9 protein-coding genes are annotated in these 17,494 nt (G+C 65.6%); 2 read left to right on the top strand and 7 right to left on the bottom strand.

The window, feature by feature from the left end:
• The gene (locus ACTQ49_RS05335) at nucleotides 1-864 is read left to right on the top strand and encodes a hypothetical protein (protein ID WP_441826810.1); all 864 of its coding nucleotides are present in this window, start codon (nucleotides 1-3) and stop codon (nucleotides 862-864) included.
• The gene (locus ACTQ49_RS05340; RefSeq protein WP_441826811.1) at nucleotides 852-1,787 is read left to right on the top strand and encodes a hypothetical protein; all 936 of its coding nucleotides are present in this window, start codon (nucleotides 852-854) and stop codon (nucleotides 1,785-1,787) included. Before ACTQ49_RS05335 ends, ACTQ49_RS05340 begins: the two co-directional genes overlap by 13 nt.
• Before the next feature lie 137 nt (nucleotides 1,788-1,924).
• On the opposite strand, the gene ACTQ49_RS05345 is transcribed toward ACTQ49_RS05340, so the two are convergent.
• The 7 genes from ACTQ49_RS05345 to ACTQ49_RS05375 form a co-directional block, all read right to left on the bottom strand.
• Nucleotides 1,925-3,084, bottom strand: a protein-coding gene (locus ACTQ49_RS05345; RefSeq protein ID WP_441826812.1) for an IS3 family transposase whose coding sequence is annotated in 2 segments (ribosomal slippage) — nucleotides 1,925-2,811 and nucleotides 2,811-3,084 — 1,161 coding nt in all. Because the reading frame shifts where the segments join, the coding sequence is not laid out codon by codon here.
• A gap of 377 nt (nucleotides 3,085-3,461) precedes the next feature.
• Nucleotides 3,462-4,907, bottom strand: a complete 1,446-nt coding sequence (locus ACTQ49_RS05350; RefSeq protein ID WP_441826813.1) for a hypothetical protein — start codon at nucleotides 4,905-4,907, stop codon at nucleotides 3,462-3,464.
• Between the two features lie 32 nt (nucleotides 4,908-4,939).
• Complete coding sequence (locus ACTQ49_RS05355; protein WP_441826814.1) at nucleotides 4,940-7,189, bottom strand: 3'-5' exonuclease; 2,250 nt, start codon at nucleotides 7,187-7,189, stop codon at nucleotides 4,940-4,942.
• Nucleotides 7,186-13,671 carry a DEAD/DEAH box helicase gene (locus ACTQ49_RS05360; RefSeq protein WP_441826815.1) on the bottom strand — a complete coding sequence of 2,162 codons (6,486 nt, stop codon included), beginning with the start codon at nucleotides 13,669-13,671 and terminating at the stop codon, nucleotides 7,186-7,188. Before ACTQ49_RS05360 ends, ACTQ49_RS05355 begins: the two co-directional genes overlap by 4 nt.
• A gap of 13 nt (nucleotides 13,672-13,684) precedes the next feature.
• A complete protein-coding gene (gene darG, locus ACTQ49_RS05365; RefSeq protein WP_441826816.1) occupies nucleotides 13,685-14,746 on the bottom strand; it encodes a type II toxin-antitoxin system antitoxin DNA ADP-ribosyl glycohydrolase DarG in 1,062 nt (353 codons plus the stop codon).
• 9 nt (nucleotides 14,747-14,755) lie between these two features.
• Complete coding sequence (gene darT / locus ACTQ49_RS05370; protein WP_441826817.1) at nucleotides 14,756-15,400, bottom strand: type II toxin-antitoxin system toxin DNA ADP-ribosyl transferase DarT; 645 nt, start codon at nucleotides 15,398-15,400, stop codon at nucleotides 14,756-14,758.
• 30 nt (nucleotides 15,401-15,430) lie between these two features.
• Nucleotides 15,431-17,494, bottom strand: a complete 2,064-nt coding sequence (locus ACTQ49_RS05375; protein WP_441826818.1) for a DUF262 domain-containing protein — start codon at nucleotides 17,492-17,494, stop codon at nucleotides 15,431-15,433.

Consider the following 17,494-nt stretch of genomic DNA (forward strand, 5'->3'; position numbering starts at 1 on the left):
ATGCCCCACAACCTTGCCGGCCCCACGTTCGCCACGCGATTCGCGAAGGCCCTCGACGCCTCGGGGATGGGCACCGAGCAGTTGAGCGCGCAGCTCCTGGTGCGTGGCATTCGCACGTCGCCGCAGACCCTGCAGAACTGGGTGGACGGGCGGGAGACGCCGTCGCCCGAGCGTGACCTACGCGTGCTGCGGGCCCTGGAGCAGATGCTGCCCAGCATCTCCCTGGACATGGTCGACCCGTCGGCCGGCGAGGGGGAGCGGGAGTGGCAGCCGCTGGTGGGCCTGCCACGGAACACGCCTGCCTGGGCTCGGATGGCGGAGGTGCGATCCCTGACCGAGCAGCAGTTCGTTGCGGAGATGGCGCACGATTCCAGCCGCCTCAGCGCCGACCGGATGGTGCTGGAGCGCACCGTCCACCTGGTCACCCGGCCATTGGGATCCTTCCGGCACGAGCCGTCGCTGCTGCTCCTGGTGCCCCGGGGTGCCAGCGTGGAGGCCATCAATGGCACGGGGCGGGAGCGCGTGACGGCGCCGGTGCCCGTGGGGGAGCTGTGTGACATGGTGCAGGCCACCACGCGTCGCACCAGCAACACCAAGGCCGGCCGTCTGCAGACCAGCCAGATGACCTTCCTCATCACTGGCGTGGAGCCGATTCCGGGCATTCGCCTGGCGCTGCCGGGGCCGGTGGACATCTTCTCCTTCGACGTCACCTTCGAGGGCGACGCCCCGACGTCGGCGACGCTGGGACACCGCGACGGCTACGGCCTGGACGCCTCCCCGCTGCCGCTGGAGGTGGGTCAGCACATGCAGTACACGACGTTGGAGGCCCCGATCGGCCTGTATGACATGGAGTGGAGCTTCTGACTGGTCGGCGTGGCGCGTCCTCCGTCTCGGGCGGCGGGCAGGACGGCGACGGGCGCGCCTTTGCCGCCGTGCTCTCCCGCGCCATCAAGGAATCCCGGGAGAGCCTTGCCGGCCTGCAGAGGCAGCTGGACAAGAAGGGTGTCTGGATTGACCTGGCGACGCTGGACTACTGGCGTTCTGGCAGGGCCCTGCCCACCGAGAAGAAGGACCTGCGGGCGGTGGCCGCGCTGGAGGTGATCCTGGGCCTGGGTGTGGGGCAGTTGAGCTCGCTGGTGCCGTCGGATGCGGTGTCCCGGTGGGACGACGTGCGGTCGGCGCCGGTGGTGCAGCAGCTGCAGCGGGCGCTCGACGTGCTGGGACTGGATGCCCGCGAGAGCTTGGACAATGTCTTCGTCCAGGACACATTGTGGATCTCCGAGGATCGTCGGCGGCAGACCGAACACACGCTGCAGGTGGTTCGCGCCGCCCGCGACGGGGTGCAGTCCGTGCCGATCGCGCTGCGCCAGCGATTCGTCGAGGAGGAACCGCCGCTGATCAGCGCTGACACGGGCTGCGTCTTGCGCGACGTGGTGAAACTGGGCGATGACGACGTCCTGCTCTGCGCCGACATCCGGCTGCCATGGCCGCTGGTGCGCGGCCAGCTGCACACCTTTGCGTACACGATGGACTGGACCTTCACCACACCGCAGGACAGCTACGGCTTCACGCGCATGGTCCGTGATGGGATGCGCCACTGGGCTCTGGAGGCGCACTTTGCCCAGACGCCCAAGCACTTCACCTACTACTTCGACCTGGCCAACCTCACCGAGGACGGCGACGGCTCCGATGAGGAGGTCAGCCAGCGGATGCGCCCCAAGCGGGACATGCAGGTGGTGCTGCGTGATCCATTGCCCGGGATGCACAGCGTGGACTGGAACTTCTGAGGGTCAGGCGCTCCCGGGGATTCACGGAGAGTGAATCTTGGGCCTGAACGCACCCGTGGCGTGGGATATTCGACGCATGCACACCACAACGCAGAGGGGACTGCCCCGGGTTTGCTTGACGGTTTCTAGGGGGTAGGTCAGGCGGCCTGGGTGGTCGTCTGGTGGACTGTTTCGAACTCTACTGGGGTGAGTTTGCCGAGGCGTCGTTGACGTCTGCGGCGGTGGTAGGAACGTTCGATCCAGGTGATGATCGCCAGCCGCAGCTCGGCCCGGCTCGGCCAAGGGTGACGGTTGAGGACGTTCTTCTGCAGCAAGGCGAAGAAGCTTTCCATGGCGGCGTTGTGGTCGCTCGCGGCAACCCTGCCCATCGACCCCGTCAGGTGGTGGGCGTCGAGTTCGCGCAGGAATTTCTTCGACCGGAACTGGCTGCCCCGGTCGGAGTGCACCACGCACCCGGCCACGTCACCGCGCCGCTGCACCGCCATCCGCAGGGCATTGACCGCCAGGCTGGCCTTCATGCGTGCAGCGATGCTGTACCCGACGATCCGGTTGGAGAAGACATCCTTGACCGCGCACAGGTACAGCTTTCCCTCGCTGGTGTGGTGCTCGGTGATGTCGGTCAACCACAACACGTCCGGTTCGTCGGCGGTGAAGTGGTGTTGCACCAGGTCCTCATGGACCGGAGGACCAGGCTTCTTCCACGAGCCGTTCTTGATCGAGTGGAACGAGCGGATCCGTTGCAGCTTGCAGAGTCGATGGACCCGGTTCTCCCCAGCAGTGATGCCCTTTTCGGGTAGGTCATCGGCGATCAGGCGGTATCCCAGGCCGGGGTCTTCGTCGTGGAGGTCGATCGCGGCGTTGATCAGGTGCGCATCGTCCCAGTCACGCTGGGAAATCGGCTCGGCGAGCCACTGGTAATAGGCCTGCCGGGAGAAGCCCAGCACCCGGCACGAGACCGCCACCGGCACCCGCATCTGTGTCCCCTTGGCCTGGGCCAAGTCGGTGACCAAGGGGAACATCATTTTGGGTTGATGTCACGAGACAAGTAGGCCGCGGCGCGGCGCAGGACCTCGTTCTCCTGCTCCAGCAGCCGAATGCGTTTCTTCGCCTCCCGCAACTCGGCAGCCGACCGGCTGTCGCCGGCCGGGGCATCGGCACGGTCGGCCTTGGCAAGCCAGTTGCGCAGGCAGGACTCACTGATCCCGAAGCCCTTCGCGATCTGGCCGATCGGCGCCTCGCCCTTGCGGGCCACCGCGATCACGTCGTCGCGGAACTCCTGGGGATGGGGCTTGGGCATGACATGCATCCTTTCACCAGGCCCTCACGGACCTGAGATGTCAGTGTCAACCAAACCCGGGGCAGTCCCCTCCTGTACTCGGTGGACGGCCGGGCTTGGCAAGCAGACCGAAAGGGAACGTGGGGCATCGACCATCCCGTTCATGGCGGACCGTCATCAGGGGGCGGTTCTGGTCGGTCCGAACTGGACGCAGGGGTCTGTCCCCAGTGCACGATGGCACGTGCACTGGATGGATCTTGTGAATGCGAGACCGACTGATGTTGCCTCGCATGCGCTCAGGCGGTGCCTCGCGCGCTCCAGAACAATAAAGTGGCGTGGATCTCATTTGTGGTCAGGCTCCCGAGCCGGCATCTGTCATCGGACCTTTGGGAGGTCCGTCAACTCCAGGACCGTGAACGCGCCGGGCCAGTCGGATTAACGTCGGAGAGCTCATCGGCACGGGAGGCACCTTCTTGGGTGGCACAGCCCGCACTCGACTCCTGCGTGACAGTGGGAGAAGCGTGCCACTTGTCACGATATGACTTGGACGTGGCTGCCATCCACGCGAGTAGGGATACGGCGGCCATCCATGCCCAGTTGGCCGAGATGGCTCCGAGGGCGAATCCTAGGAGGGGCAGCAGGAAGCTGCGCACAGCGGTCGAATTGCGCCATCGGAGGGAATATCCGAACAGGGTGAGACACCAATTGACGAGGCAGTAGAGGGCAAGCAGTTCGAGCGTGATGATGAAGAGGACTGCTTGGTCGGGCTCCACAGTGATGGAGGCCTGGGCTCCCTCACGCTGGACGATGGTCAGCAGGCGACGGATACAGCGAACGTTGTACAGCATGAGTGCTGCTCCCGCCATGCTGAGGATCATGCCGAGCACCCTCTTCCAGCTGGGAGGAGCGAAGTATGCATCGAAGAGGCTGGGGCCAGGGGGCAGGGAAACGGCCAGTAGAGCCAAAGCAACAAAGGAAGACAGGGTGATCAAGGCATCCAGTGCAGAGGAATTCGACGTTCCAATCAGGGCGATGAGCACCAGCGCAGTCAGGAACAGCCCAGCCATCCCTCGGTGGTCCAGCAAGTAGGAGATCCAGCTGGAGTGGCGGCCCATCCTTGACAGAACCCGCTCGACCCGTGGCTGAAGTGAGCGCCACATGCGGCGATGGAGGCGGCGATCCTGAAGTCCCTCGTCACAGACGGCGCAGCGCGCTCGAGAGGGGAGTGGCAGATCGCGCGCAGCCGGGATCACGCCCAGAGCGCGTCCCATGTCAGTCGGCCCCAAGAGTTGAGGAATCAGGCCCGTGATCAGCATGCCCAAGAACAAGAGGGCGGCTGCGATGCCGATCATGCCGAGCAGCGGCGACTGCCGGGACAGATCCAGTACCAACGAGGTTGTCACGAAGCACCCAATGATGAGCATCACCAGGAGCATCGCCAGAAGCCCAAGTCCGTCCAGGTCAATGCTTTCGCCCCGATGCCGCCCCCGCCGAATGCTCAACTGAATGGCGCGACGTAGCCGCATGACACGAAATCGCAGGCCACACGTTGCCTGGTCCAACATCCTGATGCCCACCAAGCACATGGGCAGGATGGTGAGCGTCGCCGCCGCTCCGAAGACGCACCACGGGAGAACGATGGCTTCCAGTGGTAGCCCGTTCACTTCGCGATGAAACTGTAGGCCAGCCAGTGCAAAGGCGTGGGTTGCCAGACCTGCTGTGAACAGGACACTGATGCCGACCAGCCAGCATCCGAAGACCTGTCCCGGTGACATCTGATGAGTCCGATGAACCAACCATTCGCGGCGAGTGGCGATGCGCGTGACGTCCAGATTCTCTTCCATGGCAAGAAAACTAGGACCCGCCACTGACATTTCTACTGCGGCGTCAACTCGCTCGCCTCGCCACTCCAAGTGACCACCAGCTCGTCGCGCGCCCGAGAAGCCGCCACATACAGCAGTGACCGTTCCCTGAGTAGCGCGTCCTGCAGCTCGTCGGGCGAGTAGTCGAAGTCGCGGAGATTGATCGGGATGGATCCCTTTGACACTCCGAACAACAGGACCCGGGTGAATTCGCTGCCCTTGGCCCGGTGCATGGTCATGACAACCGGGGCACCTGCCTTGGGCTGGTCCCGGTCCACCGCGCGGGCGCTGACTCCTCGTTCCGCGAGGCCCGCAACCACCAGATCTCGCTGTCGGCTGTCACGCACCAGCACGGCGATGGTCTCCAACTGCGCGCCGTCGAGGTCCTTGATCCACCGTCGGATGGTTTCGGCAGCGAAGTCGAGCTCATCCGGCAGCGACGCAAGGCCACGCAGCACGGGACGAGGGCCGGTACGGGCAGACCGGTATCCGGCCGTGCTCTCGGCCTCGGATTCAAGGTCCTGGTACTCACCACCGTCGAGGATGGACACCGCGTAGTGCAGATTCTGCGCAGTCGTGCGGTAGTTGAGGGTGAGCCGTCTGGACCGTCCCTGCACGGAGATGCCGAAGTGCTTCAGAGTGATCTTGTTGCCGTAGATCCGCTGGTGGCTGTCCTCGGCAATGAATAGGTCGTCGGGCCCCTCGGCCACCAATGCACGCAGCAGCTGCCAGTGCGCCGGCGTCATGTCCTGACCCTCGTCCACCAGGACGTGATCCGCAACGCGGCCGCCACTATTGGCCGCGACGGTCTCCAGGTGTACGGCGGCGATGGTCGCCACTTCCTGGAAGTCGAGGGTTCCCGCCATGTAGGAATTGCGACGGTAGGCCTCCACCACGCGCCACACCTGAGTGCGCTCGGCACGGTTGAGCCGTACTCCGCGGCCTGGGCGGCGGACTCGCAGATAGCTCTCCAGATTGGTGATGCGGTTGGGCAGGACCACCAACGCATACTCCGCCTCGAAGAACCTGGCGGACTTCAGAGCAACGGGGAGGTCTGCGCCGGACTCGCGGATGGCCTGGCGCCATCCGTCATTGGGCGTCGGCTGTCCGAGCTCGCCGCGGCTGATCCCCAGCACGGCGGCCACGGCCGACGCCAGCGCAGCCCCGGCTCCACGAAGTACCTGCCGGGCAATGGCGTCGATACCGCCAATGTAGGCGCCTGCTTCACCCAGTGCTTGGGCCTGATGGATTGACGGGTCCAGACGTCGCAGGTCACGGGACAGTGCGTTGGCCAGATTGACGGTGTACGTCGTCACCACGACGCGCGCCCGGGGGGACTGGTCCACCAGCATCTTGGCCCGGTGCAGGACGACGACGGTCTTGCCCGTGCCAGCACCACCAGACAGCCGGAAGGACCCATTGTTGCGCTTGGTGGCCCACTTGCTCTGCTCGGGGTGCAGGAAGACCCGCCAAGCCCCGAAGTCGCCGCTCTCGATGACCCGTCGCAGCTCCTCCATGCCGTCGATGGGCGCAAACTCCATCCGAGCCGACGGATGGGTCAGACGCTCCAACAGTGCCTCGTCCGACACAGCAGTGGAAGGCGTGGCAGCAGCCACGGGGGATCCGAGGTCTTCCAGGATTTCTGTGACACTCATGCCGGATGCCAGCCCCACCAGGGCGAGCTGTTGCCACTCGGGCCCGTCGCACTGCAGGGCCAGGAGTGCCTCCTCGGACTTTGCGTCGACGGCTTGGTCGGCAAGGCGCTTCGGCAGTCCAAGCACCCCCACCAGCTCCTGCGCGGTGGCGTGGATCCGGAATGGGGCGGTCTCTGGGGTGTCAGCCGCTACCTCCCTGTCACTGGCGGGGGCCGCAGGATCGTGGGCCATTGCCGAGGCGGGATCAACGATGGGGGGAAGACCGGCCTCAGCGCGTTCCACCTCGACGTCGCGGATCTCGGGCATCCCGTTGATGGGATTGAGGGACAGCACGGTCTTCTGCGCCACGGCAATGGCTTCGTCGTGGTTCCAGATGCCATGGAAGACATAGGTGGTGTCGTTGCCGCTGGTCAGTTTGAAGAGCACGGCCCGGTACTGCTGGTCCACTCGTCCGGTTCGCACGCGCGGATCGGCGGAATTGTTGATGGGCTCGATGTGCAGGCCGGGAGCCGTGTCATCGGTGGTGAGCTTCTCCAGGAAGGTGAATGCCTTCTGCTTGATGGAGCCGTCCAGTCGGTTGCCCTGCTTGGTCATGATCAGGTTGCTCATGCGGTGGTCTCCTCCAGTGCTGCGACGATGGCGGTGGCGGAGGCTTCAACCAGGCGCCAGCCCTCGGATTCGAGGTCCCGAATGTCCTCTTCAGAAGCGTCGGACATGACGACGATCTTTCGGTCGGGCCAGGCAAAGTCCACCGGGATGCCGTACTGTCCCACTTCCTCGCCCACCCAGTCCGGTGCCGCAACACCCAACTGGGACAACTCCTCGGCAAGCTGTTCGATCCGTGGCGCGAAGTGGATCTCCAGAACGTCGTGCCAGCGGTCGCTGAGGTCGATACGACGCGGAGCGGCCTGGGCTTCGGGCCGTGGCCCTGCCTGGCTGGTGGCCACGATGGAGGTTGTCACGTCCAGAGGCCGGAAGATCAGCGCATTGCTCAGCTCCAACCAGCGCTCCCACGAGCCTCGGAAGTCATCGTTGGTCAAGGCCTGCTGGGAGTCGTCGAGAACCAGGGCGACGTCGACGAGCATCGGCTGGGTGTCTGGCTTGCGACGGGCCAGGAAGCCCACCGGGCCCTGCCTCCACCACCATGAGTTGGAGCTGCCGTCGCCGGTGACCTGATCCGGGGACTGCAGCAAGGCGGGCGCAATTTCGGCCAGTGAGGCTCGTTCGGGCACCCCCAACTGGGCGGAGATCGGCACCAGCATGGGAACGGCGCGGGCAAAGCGACGCCACGCGTCGGGATCCGGCGCCTGGATCCACGCAGCGAGGATGGCCAGGGGGCCGCCGAGCACGGCGTCGGGGATGGACTGGCTGAACCCGTACATCTGCGTCAGCCCTGGCAGTCGCGCCTTCTGTGCCCACTCTGGGACAGGTCGGCTGCTCGCGTTCTCCTGGGCATCAAGATCCCTGGACGTGACGGCCAGCACCTCGATGTCGGCCAGCCGCAGCAGTTCACGCTTGGCAGCATCGTCGGCAATCCGGTTGTGCAGGGGGGTGGCGTGGAAGGCGTAGCCGTCGGTGAAGATGGCGATCTTCGGGACGGGGAGCTTGCTGGTCAGGACGAAGTCGGGACGGCAGTTGCCGATCTCCAGCTGGGGTTCCAGCTTCCATTCCGCATGGCCCAGGCGCAGGTGGATCGTGTTGCCCCAGCGGCCGGGGCTCTCGGTCACGGTGGCGCCGATATGTCGTGCCATCGCCACGAAGGCTTCCCGGAAGCGCAGTTCCAAGTGGGATTCGTGGCTCGGTGCCACGGTCTGCTGGGCGGTCGTCTGCCACCCCATCGTGTCACCGGGCTCTTCGTCGGATTCCTGCCCAGCAAGCAGGATGGCGCGCAGGTGTCGAGCCGCACTGCTGCGGGAGACCCGGTCCACATCCTGTGGCGAGGCCAAGGGCAACAGGCAGCGGTGGCAGGCAAGGCGACGCTCGTGCTGGCATTCACAGTCCCGCACGGTGCGGTAGGCACGCAGCAGCAGGTCCCACAGGTTCTCTGCCGAGCCCAGCTCTGCCAGGTATCCGGTGCCACCTGGCACGGTGTCGTGCAGCAGCAGGGACGGAATGTTGTTCCCGTCAGGGTTTGGCGAGGGCATGACGGCGACGCCGATGTGGTCCGGGGACCCGCCGAACTGGTCCCGGAGCCCCAACAGCAGTGCTGCCTGCAGACTGGGCAGCGCGAAGGAGTCGCCCGTCGTCACCGTCCAGGGCAAGGGGATGACAACGCCCTGGGTGGTGAGGGTTCGGGACAGGGCGATGGGGCGGACATGTTCGTCGATGTCCTTGCGGAAACGGCACCACGGCCGGTGCTCGTCCATCGAGTTGGAGCCGGTGGAATTGTCGATGTGCCCGCAACCTTCACAGACCCGGAAGAGCGAGGTGGGCACCGGATCCCCGGCAATCTCACGTGCCGCAGCCGTGGTGGTGCGCCGGCCCATGTTCAACCAGCGAATGGTGAGCCGGTTCAGGTACTGGGCGCCGAAGTCGTAGCCGTCGACGTACCAGGCGCTCTGGATGGCGGTGGGGTCCAGGTCTGCCGCGGTGACGATGCTGAAGCGGGTGCGCTTGCGTTCATCGGTGCGGTCGTCGATGCGTGCCTCGTCGCGTCGGATGGCGGCTGAGGCGCGGGTGAGTTCCACGACGTCGAGGCGTTGTCCGGCATCGCGCATGCCTTCGGCTCGGCAGCGGGGGCAGGCGGTGGCGGCATGCTCGCGTCCGGTTTCGGCGAGGTCCTGCGCATGACCGCATGCGGGGCAGAAGGCCCAGGGCCGGATCCCGTCGGCCTCGGTGCCCAGGTCCACGGCGTCGATGGCTATTTCCCAGCCACGGGCGTAGAAGGTGGCGCCGGGCGCGAACTCGCGCAGCGCCTGTGCGGTGGGGCGCTGGATGTCGCTGTCCTCGGACTGGTACTTGCCGGACTCGGGATCGAACCAGGTGACCGCCACCTCCAGGGTCGCGGCATCTCCCAGCAGGGTGTAGTTGGGGAGCAGCCCGAACTCCTCCAGCACGGAGATCCAGTACTCGCCGGTGAGCTGCTTGATGCGTGCGCGAGTCAGCCGCAGCGCCGCTTCGGCGGTGCGAAGGGAGCGTTGGTCATCCTCGCTGGCGGCGGCCACGCTGGCGGCCTGGATCAACGCAGGCAGGGATTCCTGGATGCCGATGGCTCGGTGCTCCAACAGCTCCTTGTGGGCACTCCAGCGGTCCGACGCGTGGTGCACCGCCACGGCCAATGGGCTGGTGTGCGGGCCGTCGGCCGGCGTCACCCATTGCCGCAGATGTTCCTTGGCTTCCGGGCGCAGGGTGTCGCCGAAGGCTTCGACGAAGGAGGTCCACAGCTCGACGGCATTGGCCTCGGCCAGGTCAATGAGCTCACCCAGGAAGGTGCCGGGCGCGGCACTTTCCAGGGCGGCACGCGCGGTGCGCGGATGGTGCACGTCGTCGTGGTCCCGGGCGAAGCGGTCCACCAGGTGCGCCAGGTACTGACGCTGCAGGATCTCCTCGGCGCTCAGATAGATCGACGGGGGCCGCACGGCCCCGTTGATCAGGGACGTGGGATCACCGAGCCGAGGCAGGAACTCGCCGCGGCCCGTCACATAGGCGAGGTTCAGTGCATTGCCGGTCTGGCGTCCGGCGCGCCCGATGCGCTGCAGATAGGACGCGACGGTGCGGGGGAGGGAGGCCAGGAAGACGGCGGACAGGTCACCGATGTCGATGCCCATCTCCAGCGTCGGCGTGGCCACCAGGGTGTTGGGGCTGTGGGGGTCTGCCTGACTGGCCTTGAACCCGTTCTCGTACTCCAGCCGGGTCTTGGCATCGAGCAGGGACGTGTGCTCGTGCGCGACGATGCGCCGCATGTCGCTGCTGGCGTACAGGGTGCGGTAGAAGTTCTTCGCGTCCATGGCGGACGGACTCAGCCTGCCGGCGCAGCGGGCGAACAGGCAGGGGGCTCCGGTGAGTTGTTCCACGCTCTCGACGGAGCCGGTGAACTGGCCGTGGCAGACGTCGCAGCGCAGCTGGTGGCGTCCGGCGCGCAGGTCCTCGTCGGTGGTGGGACTCACCAGCACGCGCGACGGGAGGATGCCGTAGACGATGGCGCCGCCCTCGGTGGGCGTGGTGCGCAGCACCAGGTCTCGGCCCAGCCGGTCGAGCAGGGCTCGGACCAACCGTGCCCCGTGCTGTGCCGGAATGCCGAGGCAGCGTCCGGTCCACCGGGCGTACCAGCTCTGGCTGTCGGAGACGGAGTCCAGCAGGGGGTCGCCGTGGGGTCGGGAGCCGCCGATGCGCGGGAAGGCCGGGGCCGAGCGGCCCTTGGGGAAGGCTGGCATGCCCTGGTTGCGCGGGCGCCCGCCCCAGATGGCCCACCGCTGGCCGTCCTTGCGGATGTAGTTGTCGAACCATTGGTGCTCGATCGATCCCTGGGTGCGCATGTGTTCCACGACGCCCCGTACCCACTGGGTGAGGACGGCATCGTCCAGGTCGGCCAGTGGATCATCGAGGGTCTGCTGGTTGTCGTTGCGCAGGACGGTGCGGGCGGTGGTGGCCATCATCGCCGCCGAGCCGGCATTGACGTGGACGCTGAGCGAGCCGGTCTGTTCCAGGGTGCGGCCGACGCGGGAATTGAGTCCGAACTCCAGGGTCAGGTCAAAGAGCAGGCGACGCTTGACCTTGTCCCGCACATCGCGGGGAACCAGTGACTGACGCTGGGCCTCCCAGAAGGGCGCCATCTTGGGGTCATTGACGAACTCGCTGGGCAGGAGCCGGTAGCGGCGGAAGGGATCGTCCCCGGCTCGGCGCAGGACGGCGTCGGCCAGCTCGTCGAGGTTCTTCTCCTCGGCCTCGTCGGTGAAGCCGTCGCGCATCACCGAGCGCATGGTGAGGGTGTGCGAGCGGGCGGCGACGAAGCCGGCGCGGTGGGCGGCGTCCTGGACGCTGTCGGTGAAGACCAGCGCCTTCTTCTCAGCTGGGTCCAGCTCTCCGGAGCCGAAGAGGGTGGACAGGCTGACCGAGAGCAGGGTGGCGACGGCCGAGCCCAGGAAGCGGATGCCGTCGCGCTGCTGGCAGCTGGGGCAGGTGTCCTTGCGGGACTCGTCGCCGGCGTCGCTGCCGGTGAGCATCAGGACGGGCACCAGACGGCCGTGGCGATAGTCGGGGTCGTCCCGGTCGGGGAGTTCTGCCGTGATGCGACGTTCGTTGAGGTTGAGCCAGCGCAGGCTGTCGATGGGTTCGTCGATGGCGCGGGCGGCCTCGGTGGGGGCGCTGATCAGGGCGCGGAACTGCCCGGTGTGGGCGGCGTGGTTGGTGCGGATGTTGCGGTCATTGGCGGACAGCTCGGTGCCGACGGTTGCCAGTTCGACGCCCCAGCCGGAGCGGCCGCAGTGGCGGCAGTAGATGGCGGGGAAGGCGATCTTGTCCGATCCTTCGGTGGCTTCGTCGGTGGACAGCGGGATGAGGGCGCCGTCGTCGCTCCACTGGTAGGTGACGGCACTGGAGGCGACGCGGTCGATGCGGGTCAGTTCGCGTACCCACAGGTGGGTTTCGACGCTGGCGACGTTGCGGCCCAGTGTCGCGCGCAGGTGGCTGAGGGCGGCAATGAGCAGGCTGATGAAGGCCGTTGCCGTCTCTGGTGATGCGGTGCGGGCGTCGATGGGCACCAGTTGCTCGACGAGGTCGTCGAGGTCCTGGGCGGTGCGGGTGGCCTCGATGAGCTGGCCGAGGATCGGCAGGGCCTTGGCGTGGCGCAGCAGGTCGGACGTCTCGAGCTGGTCCGTGGGGCTGGGGGATCCGTCCTCGGTGCGGAACAGGGCGCTGAGCAGGCCGCGGCAGATCACGTCTCCGTCGAGGCTGTCGCCGAGGTTCGCGACCACGTCGTCGATGAGGCTGGCGGACAGGGCCGCCGGAGTGCAGCCGTCAGGAACCGTGGCGTCGGTGAGCCACTGGTCCAGGGCGATACGGGATTCGGTGATGACGCAGGATTCGTCGAAGGTCTCGCCGAAGATCTCGCTGGCGAAGCTGACCATGTCCGACGAGTCGCTGCCGTCGCCCAGGGTGGCGGAGGTGCCGACGGGTGTGATGATGCCCAGCGGGCGGGCCTCGTCTTCGGGCGAGTGCTGGCCGGGCGTCCAGTGGCTCTTGAGTGTGAGGCCGAGGCGGCGGAGCAGCATGGCCACGTCGGTGCCCTGGGCGCCGTCGTAGGTGTGGAACTCGTCGAGGATGACGTACTGCAGGGTGTTGGCGCTCTGGCGCCACAATTCGGCGTCGTCGGAGCGCAGCAGCAGGTGGTCCAGCATCTTGTAGTTGGTGAGGATGATGTCCGGCGCCTGGCTGCGGATGATCTCGCGGCTGGTGATCAGACCGTCGGCGCTCACCCTGGTGCGCTTGGGGCCCTCCTCCCCGGTGTACAGGGCGGCGGTGATCCCGGCATAGGGATTGGCCGAGCCGTCAGCTGGCTTGTCCGTGAGGAGCCTGGTGAGGCGCTGGGCCTGGTCATTGGCCAGCGCATTCATCGGGTACAGGATGAGCGCCTTCGTCCCCCCAGACGATCCCTGAGCCATCCCATCTGTTCCCTGAGCTTGTCGAAGGGATGAGCTTCCACCCGCGATCCCCGAGCCTGTACCTTCGATCCCCGAGCCTGCACCCACGATCCCCGAGCTTGTCGAGGGGTTCCGCTTCGCCCTCAGCACATGGTCGAGCACCGGGATCAGGAAGCATTCGGTCTTGCCGGAGCCGGTTCCGGTGGTGACCAGGGTGGGGTCGGGGCGCTTGCCGCGGCTGGACAGCCGTGCCCAGGCGGCGGCTTGATGCCCGTAAGGTGTGAATCCCGCCGGGATGGCATCCAGCGACTGCTCCCACCCTTCGGCCGCCGGAGCGAAGGGCAGACGGGTCCTGATGTAGGGGCCCTTGAAGATGCCGTCGCTCTGGTGCTGCAGGAAGTCCGCCAATGCGCTGCGGGCATCGGTGTCCGCGAGTGCGAAGGTGGTGGTCAAGTAGTCCAGCAGAGCAGTCTGCAGGACGTCGGCCTGCCGGGTGGGAAGGAGTTCGCTCACGGTTCTCCCAGGGTCAGTTGGCGCCAAGGAGCTGCCTGTCATGGACCGCCCTCCACGCCGTTTCCACGTGCTCGGGTGTGAAGAGGTTGGCCTTGCGGTTGCTCCACTCGCGAATGTCTCGTAAGGCTTTCCCTGGATCCCGGGCAGCTGCATCGTCATGAGCCATCACCCAGTGGACAGATGAGAGCAGCTCCAGGCCGTAGAGGCTCTCGAAGCCTTCCACCGCCGCCATGGTGGCGCGGAGGTGTGACTTGGTCGCAGGGCTCTCCTCCAGGACATTGTCGAGGCGAGGCAATGTCTCGGGGCGTACGCGGATGGATTCCGCCGCTATCACCGGAGAGGAACCGTCGCCGAAACCAACGATGTAGTGCCCTTCCATGTCCCGCAGTGTCTTACGCAGGTCATCAGCATACGGACCGTAGAGATGCGGGGCGAACTTCAACCGGAGCCGTTCGCCCGCATTCTGGAGGAAGTAGGCCAGCTTCTGGATCTCGATTAGCTTGGGGGGTTCCAAAGTGAGTTCTTGGTACGTTCGCATCAGAGCGAGCAGTGCAGCGCGGGCGGGCGTCAGCTTGGGAGCATCGCCACCGACGGGTTGCTCGTGTGCAGCCGGCGCTCCGTTCGGGGCGAACAGCAGGATGTCGGTGTGCTGGGACACTCCCGCCAGCGCGGCGCGGATGCGCGGTTCCACCTCGGACCACTGCAGACCGCCATTACCGCAGCCCAGCGGAGGGATCGCGATGGAAGTGATGCCTTCGCGCTGGATCACCCGGGCAAGATCGTCTAGGCCCGCTTCTACATCTTCCATTCGCGACGGCGCGCGCCAATGGCGCTTGGTGGGAAAGTTGATGATGAAGCGGGGCCCGGTCATCACGTTGGTGGGCCAGACGTGCATCATGCCGGGCTGCACTTCACCGCGCTTGCAAGCTGCGGCGTAGGCTCGGTACATCTCCGGCCAGGCCTTCTTGAACTGTAGGGCGATGCCCTTGCCCATCACGCCCTGCGTGTTGACGGTGTTGACCAACGCATCGGCAGGTTGGGTGAGGAGGTTGCCACTCCCGTACGAGAACGTCATGATCACTCCTCAGAAGTACCAAGTGGGTCTGACAAAAATTGGGGTCTCCACCCCAGCGGCCTCGAGGATCGCCTTGGTCCGGTCGTGGGCGCCCCTGGTCTTGGTAACGACCTCTTCGATGAGGTCCCACTCTACGTGAGGTTGGACGAGGCACTCGGCCTGCCGTCGGTTCTTGCGGTTTGGGTCCTTGTCAGGGTCATCCTTCCACATCTTGGCCCGCATCAGCCGCCAGTCAACAAAGTCGTCTGTCTCGAGTGCTCCGTCGTCTGTTGTCATCTCCGCGAACTGTGCCCGTGCATTCTGATTGGTGTACACAACCGAGTGCCCTGAGGCCTGCAGTCTTTGGGTTGTGGAGCACAGATAGACAAGATTGGTCGTGTCGGGATCGACGCCTTCCACGTTGCCGCTCGCGATGCTGTACATCATCGGGCTGCGAGGAGCGAAGTAGAAGGGCACGTAATCGGCGACGAACCCCTTGTTCCCGCAGGGCACTGCTTTTCGGCGGCGGGCAGCCTTGATGTCTTTGTTCCCGATCTCGTGCCGCAGGACCTTCGCCTGTGCCGCGTTATCTGGAAGCAGCCCGTCACGGACGATGGTGGGCAGGTGCTCAATTCGCGTGAAGTGGTACACCGGTGTGGGTACGGGGCGAGTCATGCGTGTCTCCTGTTCCGGCGTGGCGGACGGTCACTCATCGGAGTCGGCCTCCGGCTTCATGTGGAAGAGCAGTTCCTCGGGGTCGAGGTGGAGGGCGGTGAACACCCGACGCAGCAGGGTCATCTTCCACGAGGTGGAGCTGGAGGACCACACTTGCACATCTCCGGAGACGGTGCGCCAGCCTGGGTTCTGGTCATCGGGATCCGGACGTAGGCGGAGATCCGTGGTGTGGGGTGCGATTCGATGCAGCCCGGCGGAGTCGAGCTGCGCGACGGTCTGCAGGACCCCGATCAGCATCTCCTTCCACGTGGTCACCGGGTGTTCGGTTCCGTGCAGTTCCCACGACAGGATGGACCGCCCGGTGAAGTCACCCTCATCACTCAAGGCCTCAATGTCCTCGGGCGGCTTCGGGGGCACGAAGGTGCACTCCGGGAGGGGCCACAAGGCCAAGGCTCGTTGTGCCAAGTCCTCGCCACGGCACTCGATCTCGGCTTCGGTCCACTGCGTCTGGTCCCGAAGCTGGTTGTTCAGGCGATATGGCGTGTCCTTGAAACCGTTGGGCCGGTCTCGTTTGGTCGCGAAGGACGAGTTTGAGTAGGACGAGTTGTACCCGGTGACGGTGAGGTTGCCCAGACGGTTCAGCCAGGTGGCGTGGATGCGTTCGTGCTCCGGGCCGAGCTCCGTGCGCCAGTCCGCGGTCAGCTTCTGCGGCATGACGTGCTCGATGCTGATGTCGCCACGAGCGAGCGGTTCGGCGATGAGCAGCACGTCCTTGGAGTGGCCATTCTCCAGGGACTCCCAGAAGTAGTTCCGCTGCTGAGGTGCGATCCGGTAGAAGTCGCGGGTCTGCAGCGCTTCCAGGAACTCCTCGTCGGTGGGGAAGGCGGCCGAACCGGTCCGGTGCAGCAAGTGGTAGGCGACGGCTTCGGGCCAAGTGGCTCCCTTGCCCACCAGCTTGTTCGCTTCACGGTGCAGCAGGGCAAAGGTCTTGTTCAGGGTGTTCGTCGGAAGTCCCTGGGCCCACCGTCGCGTCAGGTAGGTGTCGGTCACCTGGATGGTGGAGAAGAGCTCACCCATGGTGAGGTCGCCACGGCGGGCCCCCTCCATCATCAGCATCAGGAAGGGATGCGTCACGCTGCGATCAATCAGGTTATACCGGGACAGCAGCCGATCAAGGTCGGGCTGCCCTGTGCTGGCAGTGCGCAGCTGCCGGTAGTGCCGTGCGAAGGTGCGGAGTTCCGTCAGAACCTGCTCCATCGGGCGGCCATCGGCCTTCACCCAGTCCTTGAACTCGTCGTAGAGATCATCGATGCGTGGGGTGCGGCCCAAGCGGGTGGTGAGGAATTGGCGCAGGAATTCCGAGGTGTCGTAGTCGACGTCCTCTTCGATGCGGTTCCAGTACTCCTCGTACAGCCGCTTTTGGGTCTTCGGGTCGTGGCCCATCAGTACCCAGTTGCGCACCATGTCTGCCTTCGACAGGTCGAGGCCGGTGGAGTTGAGGCTTTCGAAGATGAGCTGGGCGTCATCCGCGTCGTCGAGCTGAAGCCGCATCACCTGGAGTTTGCGGATCGCGTCGAAGAGCTCTTGCGGAGATACTTCAAGTTGAGTGATCCGATCCAGGAAGTAGCGGTAGTTTGCCGTCACCGTGGAGGAATCATCCTTCTCCTGGTGCTCATTGAACAGCTTGGTGTAGGCCGAGGCGTCCGCCTTGACCGGCTTTAGCTTCAGCTTGTAGCCGGTCGAGGAGTACTCGGACCGTAGGTAACCGTCCTCAATACGCTTGGTGAGCCGGTCATCCGGCGGCACCAACCCGCTGGTCAGCGCCTTGTGGAGCGCAAGGAAGAGCAGGTTGACGGTGGTCAGGCGTTGCTGGCCATCGATGATCGTGGACTCTCCGACACCTCCCTCCACCTTGTAGACAATCGAGCCGAAGAAGTGGCTCGCCTTGCCGTTCTTGACTGTCTCCACCAAATCCTGGAACAGACGCTCGCAGTTGGCTCGCCGCCAGTCATAGTTGCGCTGGTAGACGGGGATCACCAGGCACGTGTCGTCCCCGCTGAACATGCCGACGAGCGGTTGGAGTGAACCTTGCAT

The sequence above is a fragment of the Luteococcus sp. Sow4_B9 genome (genome assembly GCF_052116585.1).
Taxonomy (GTDB): Bacteria; Actinomycetota; Actinomycetes; order Propionibacteriales; family Propionibacteriaceae; genus Luteococcus.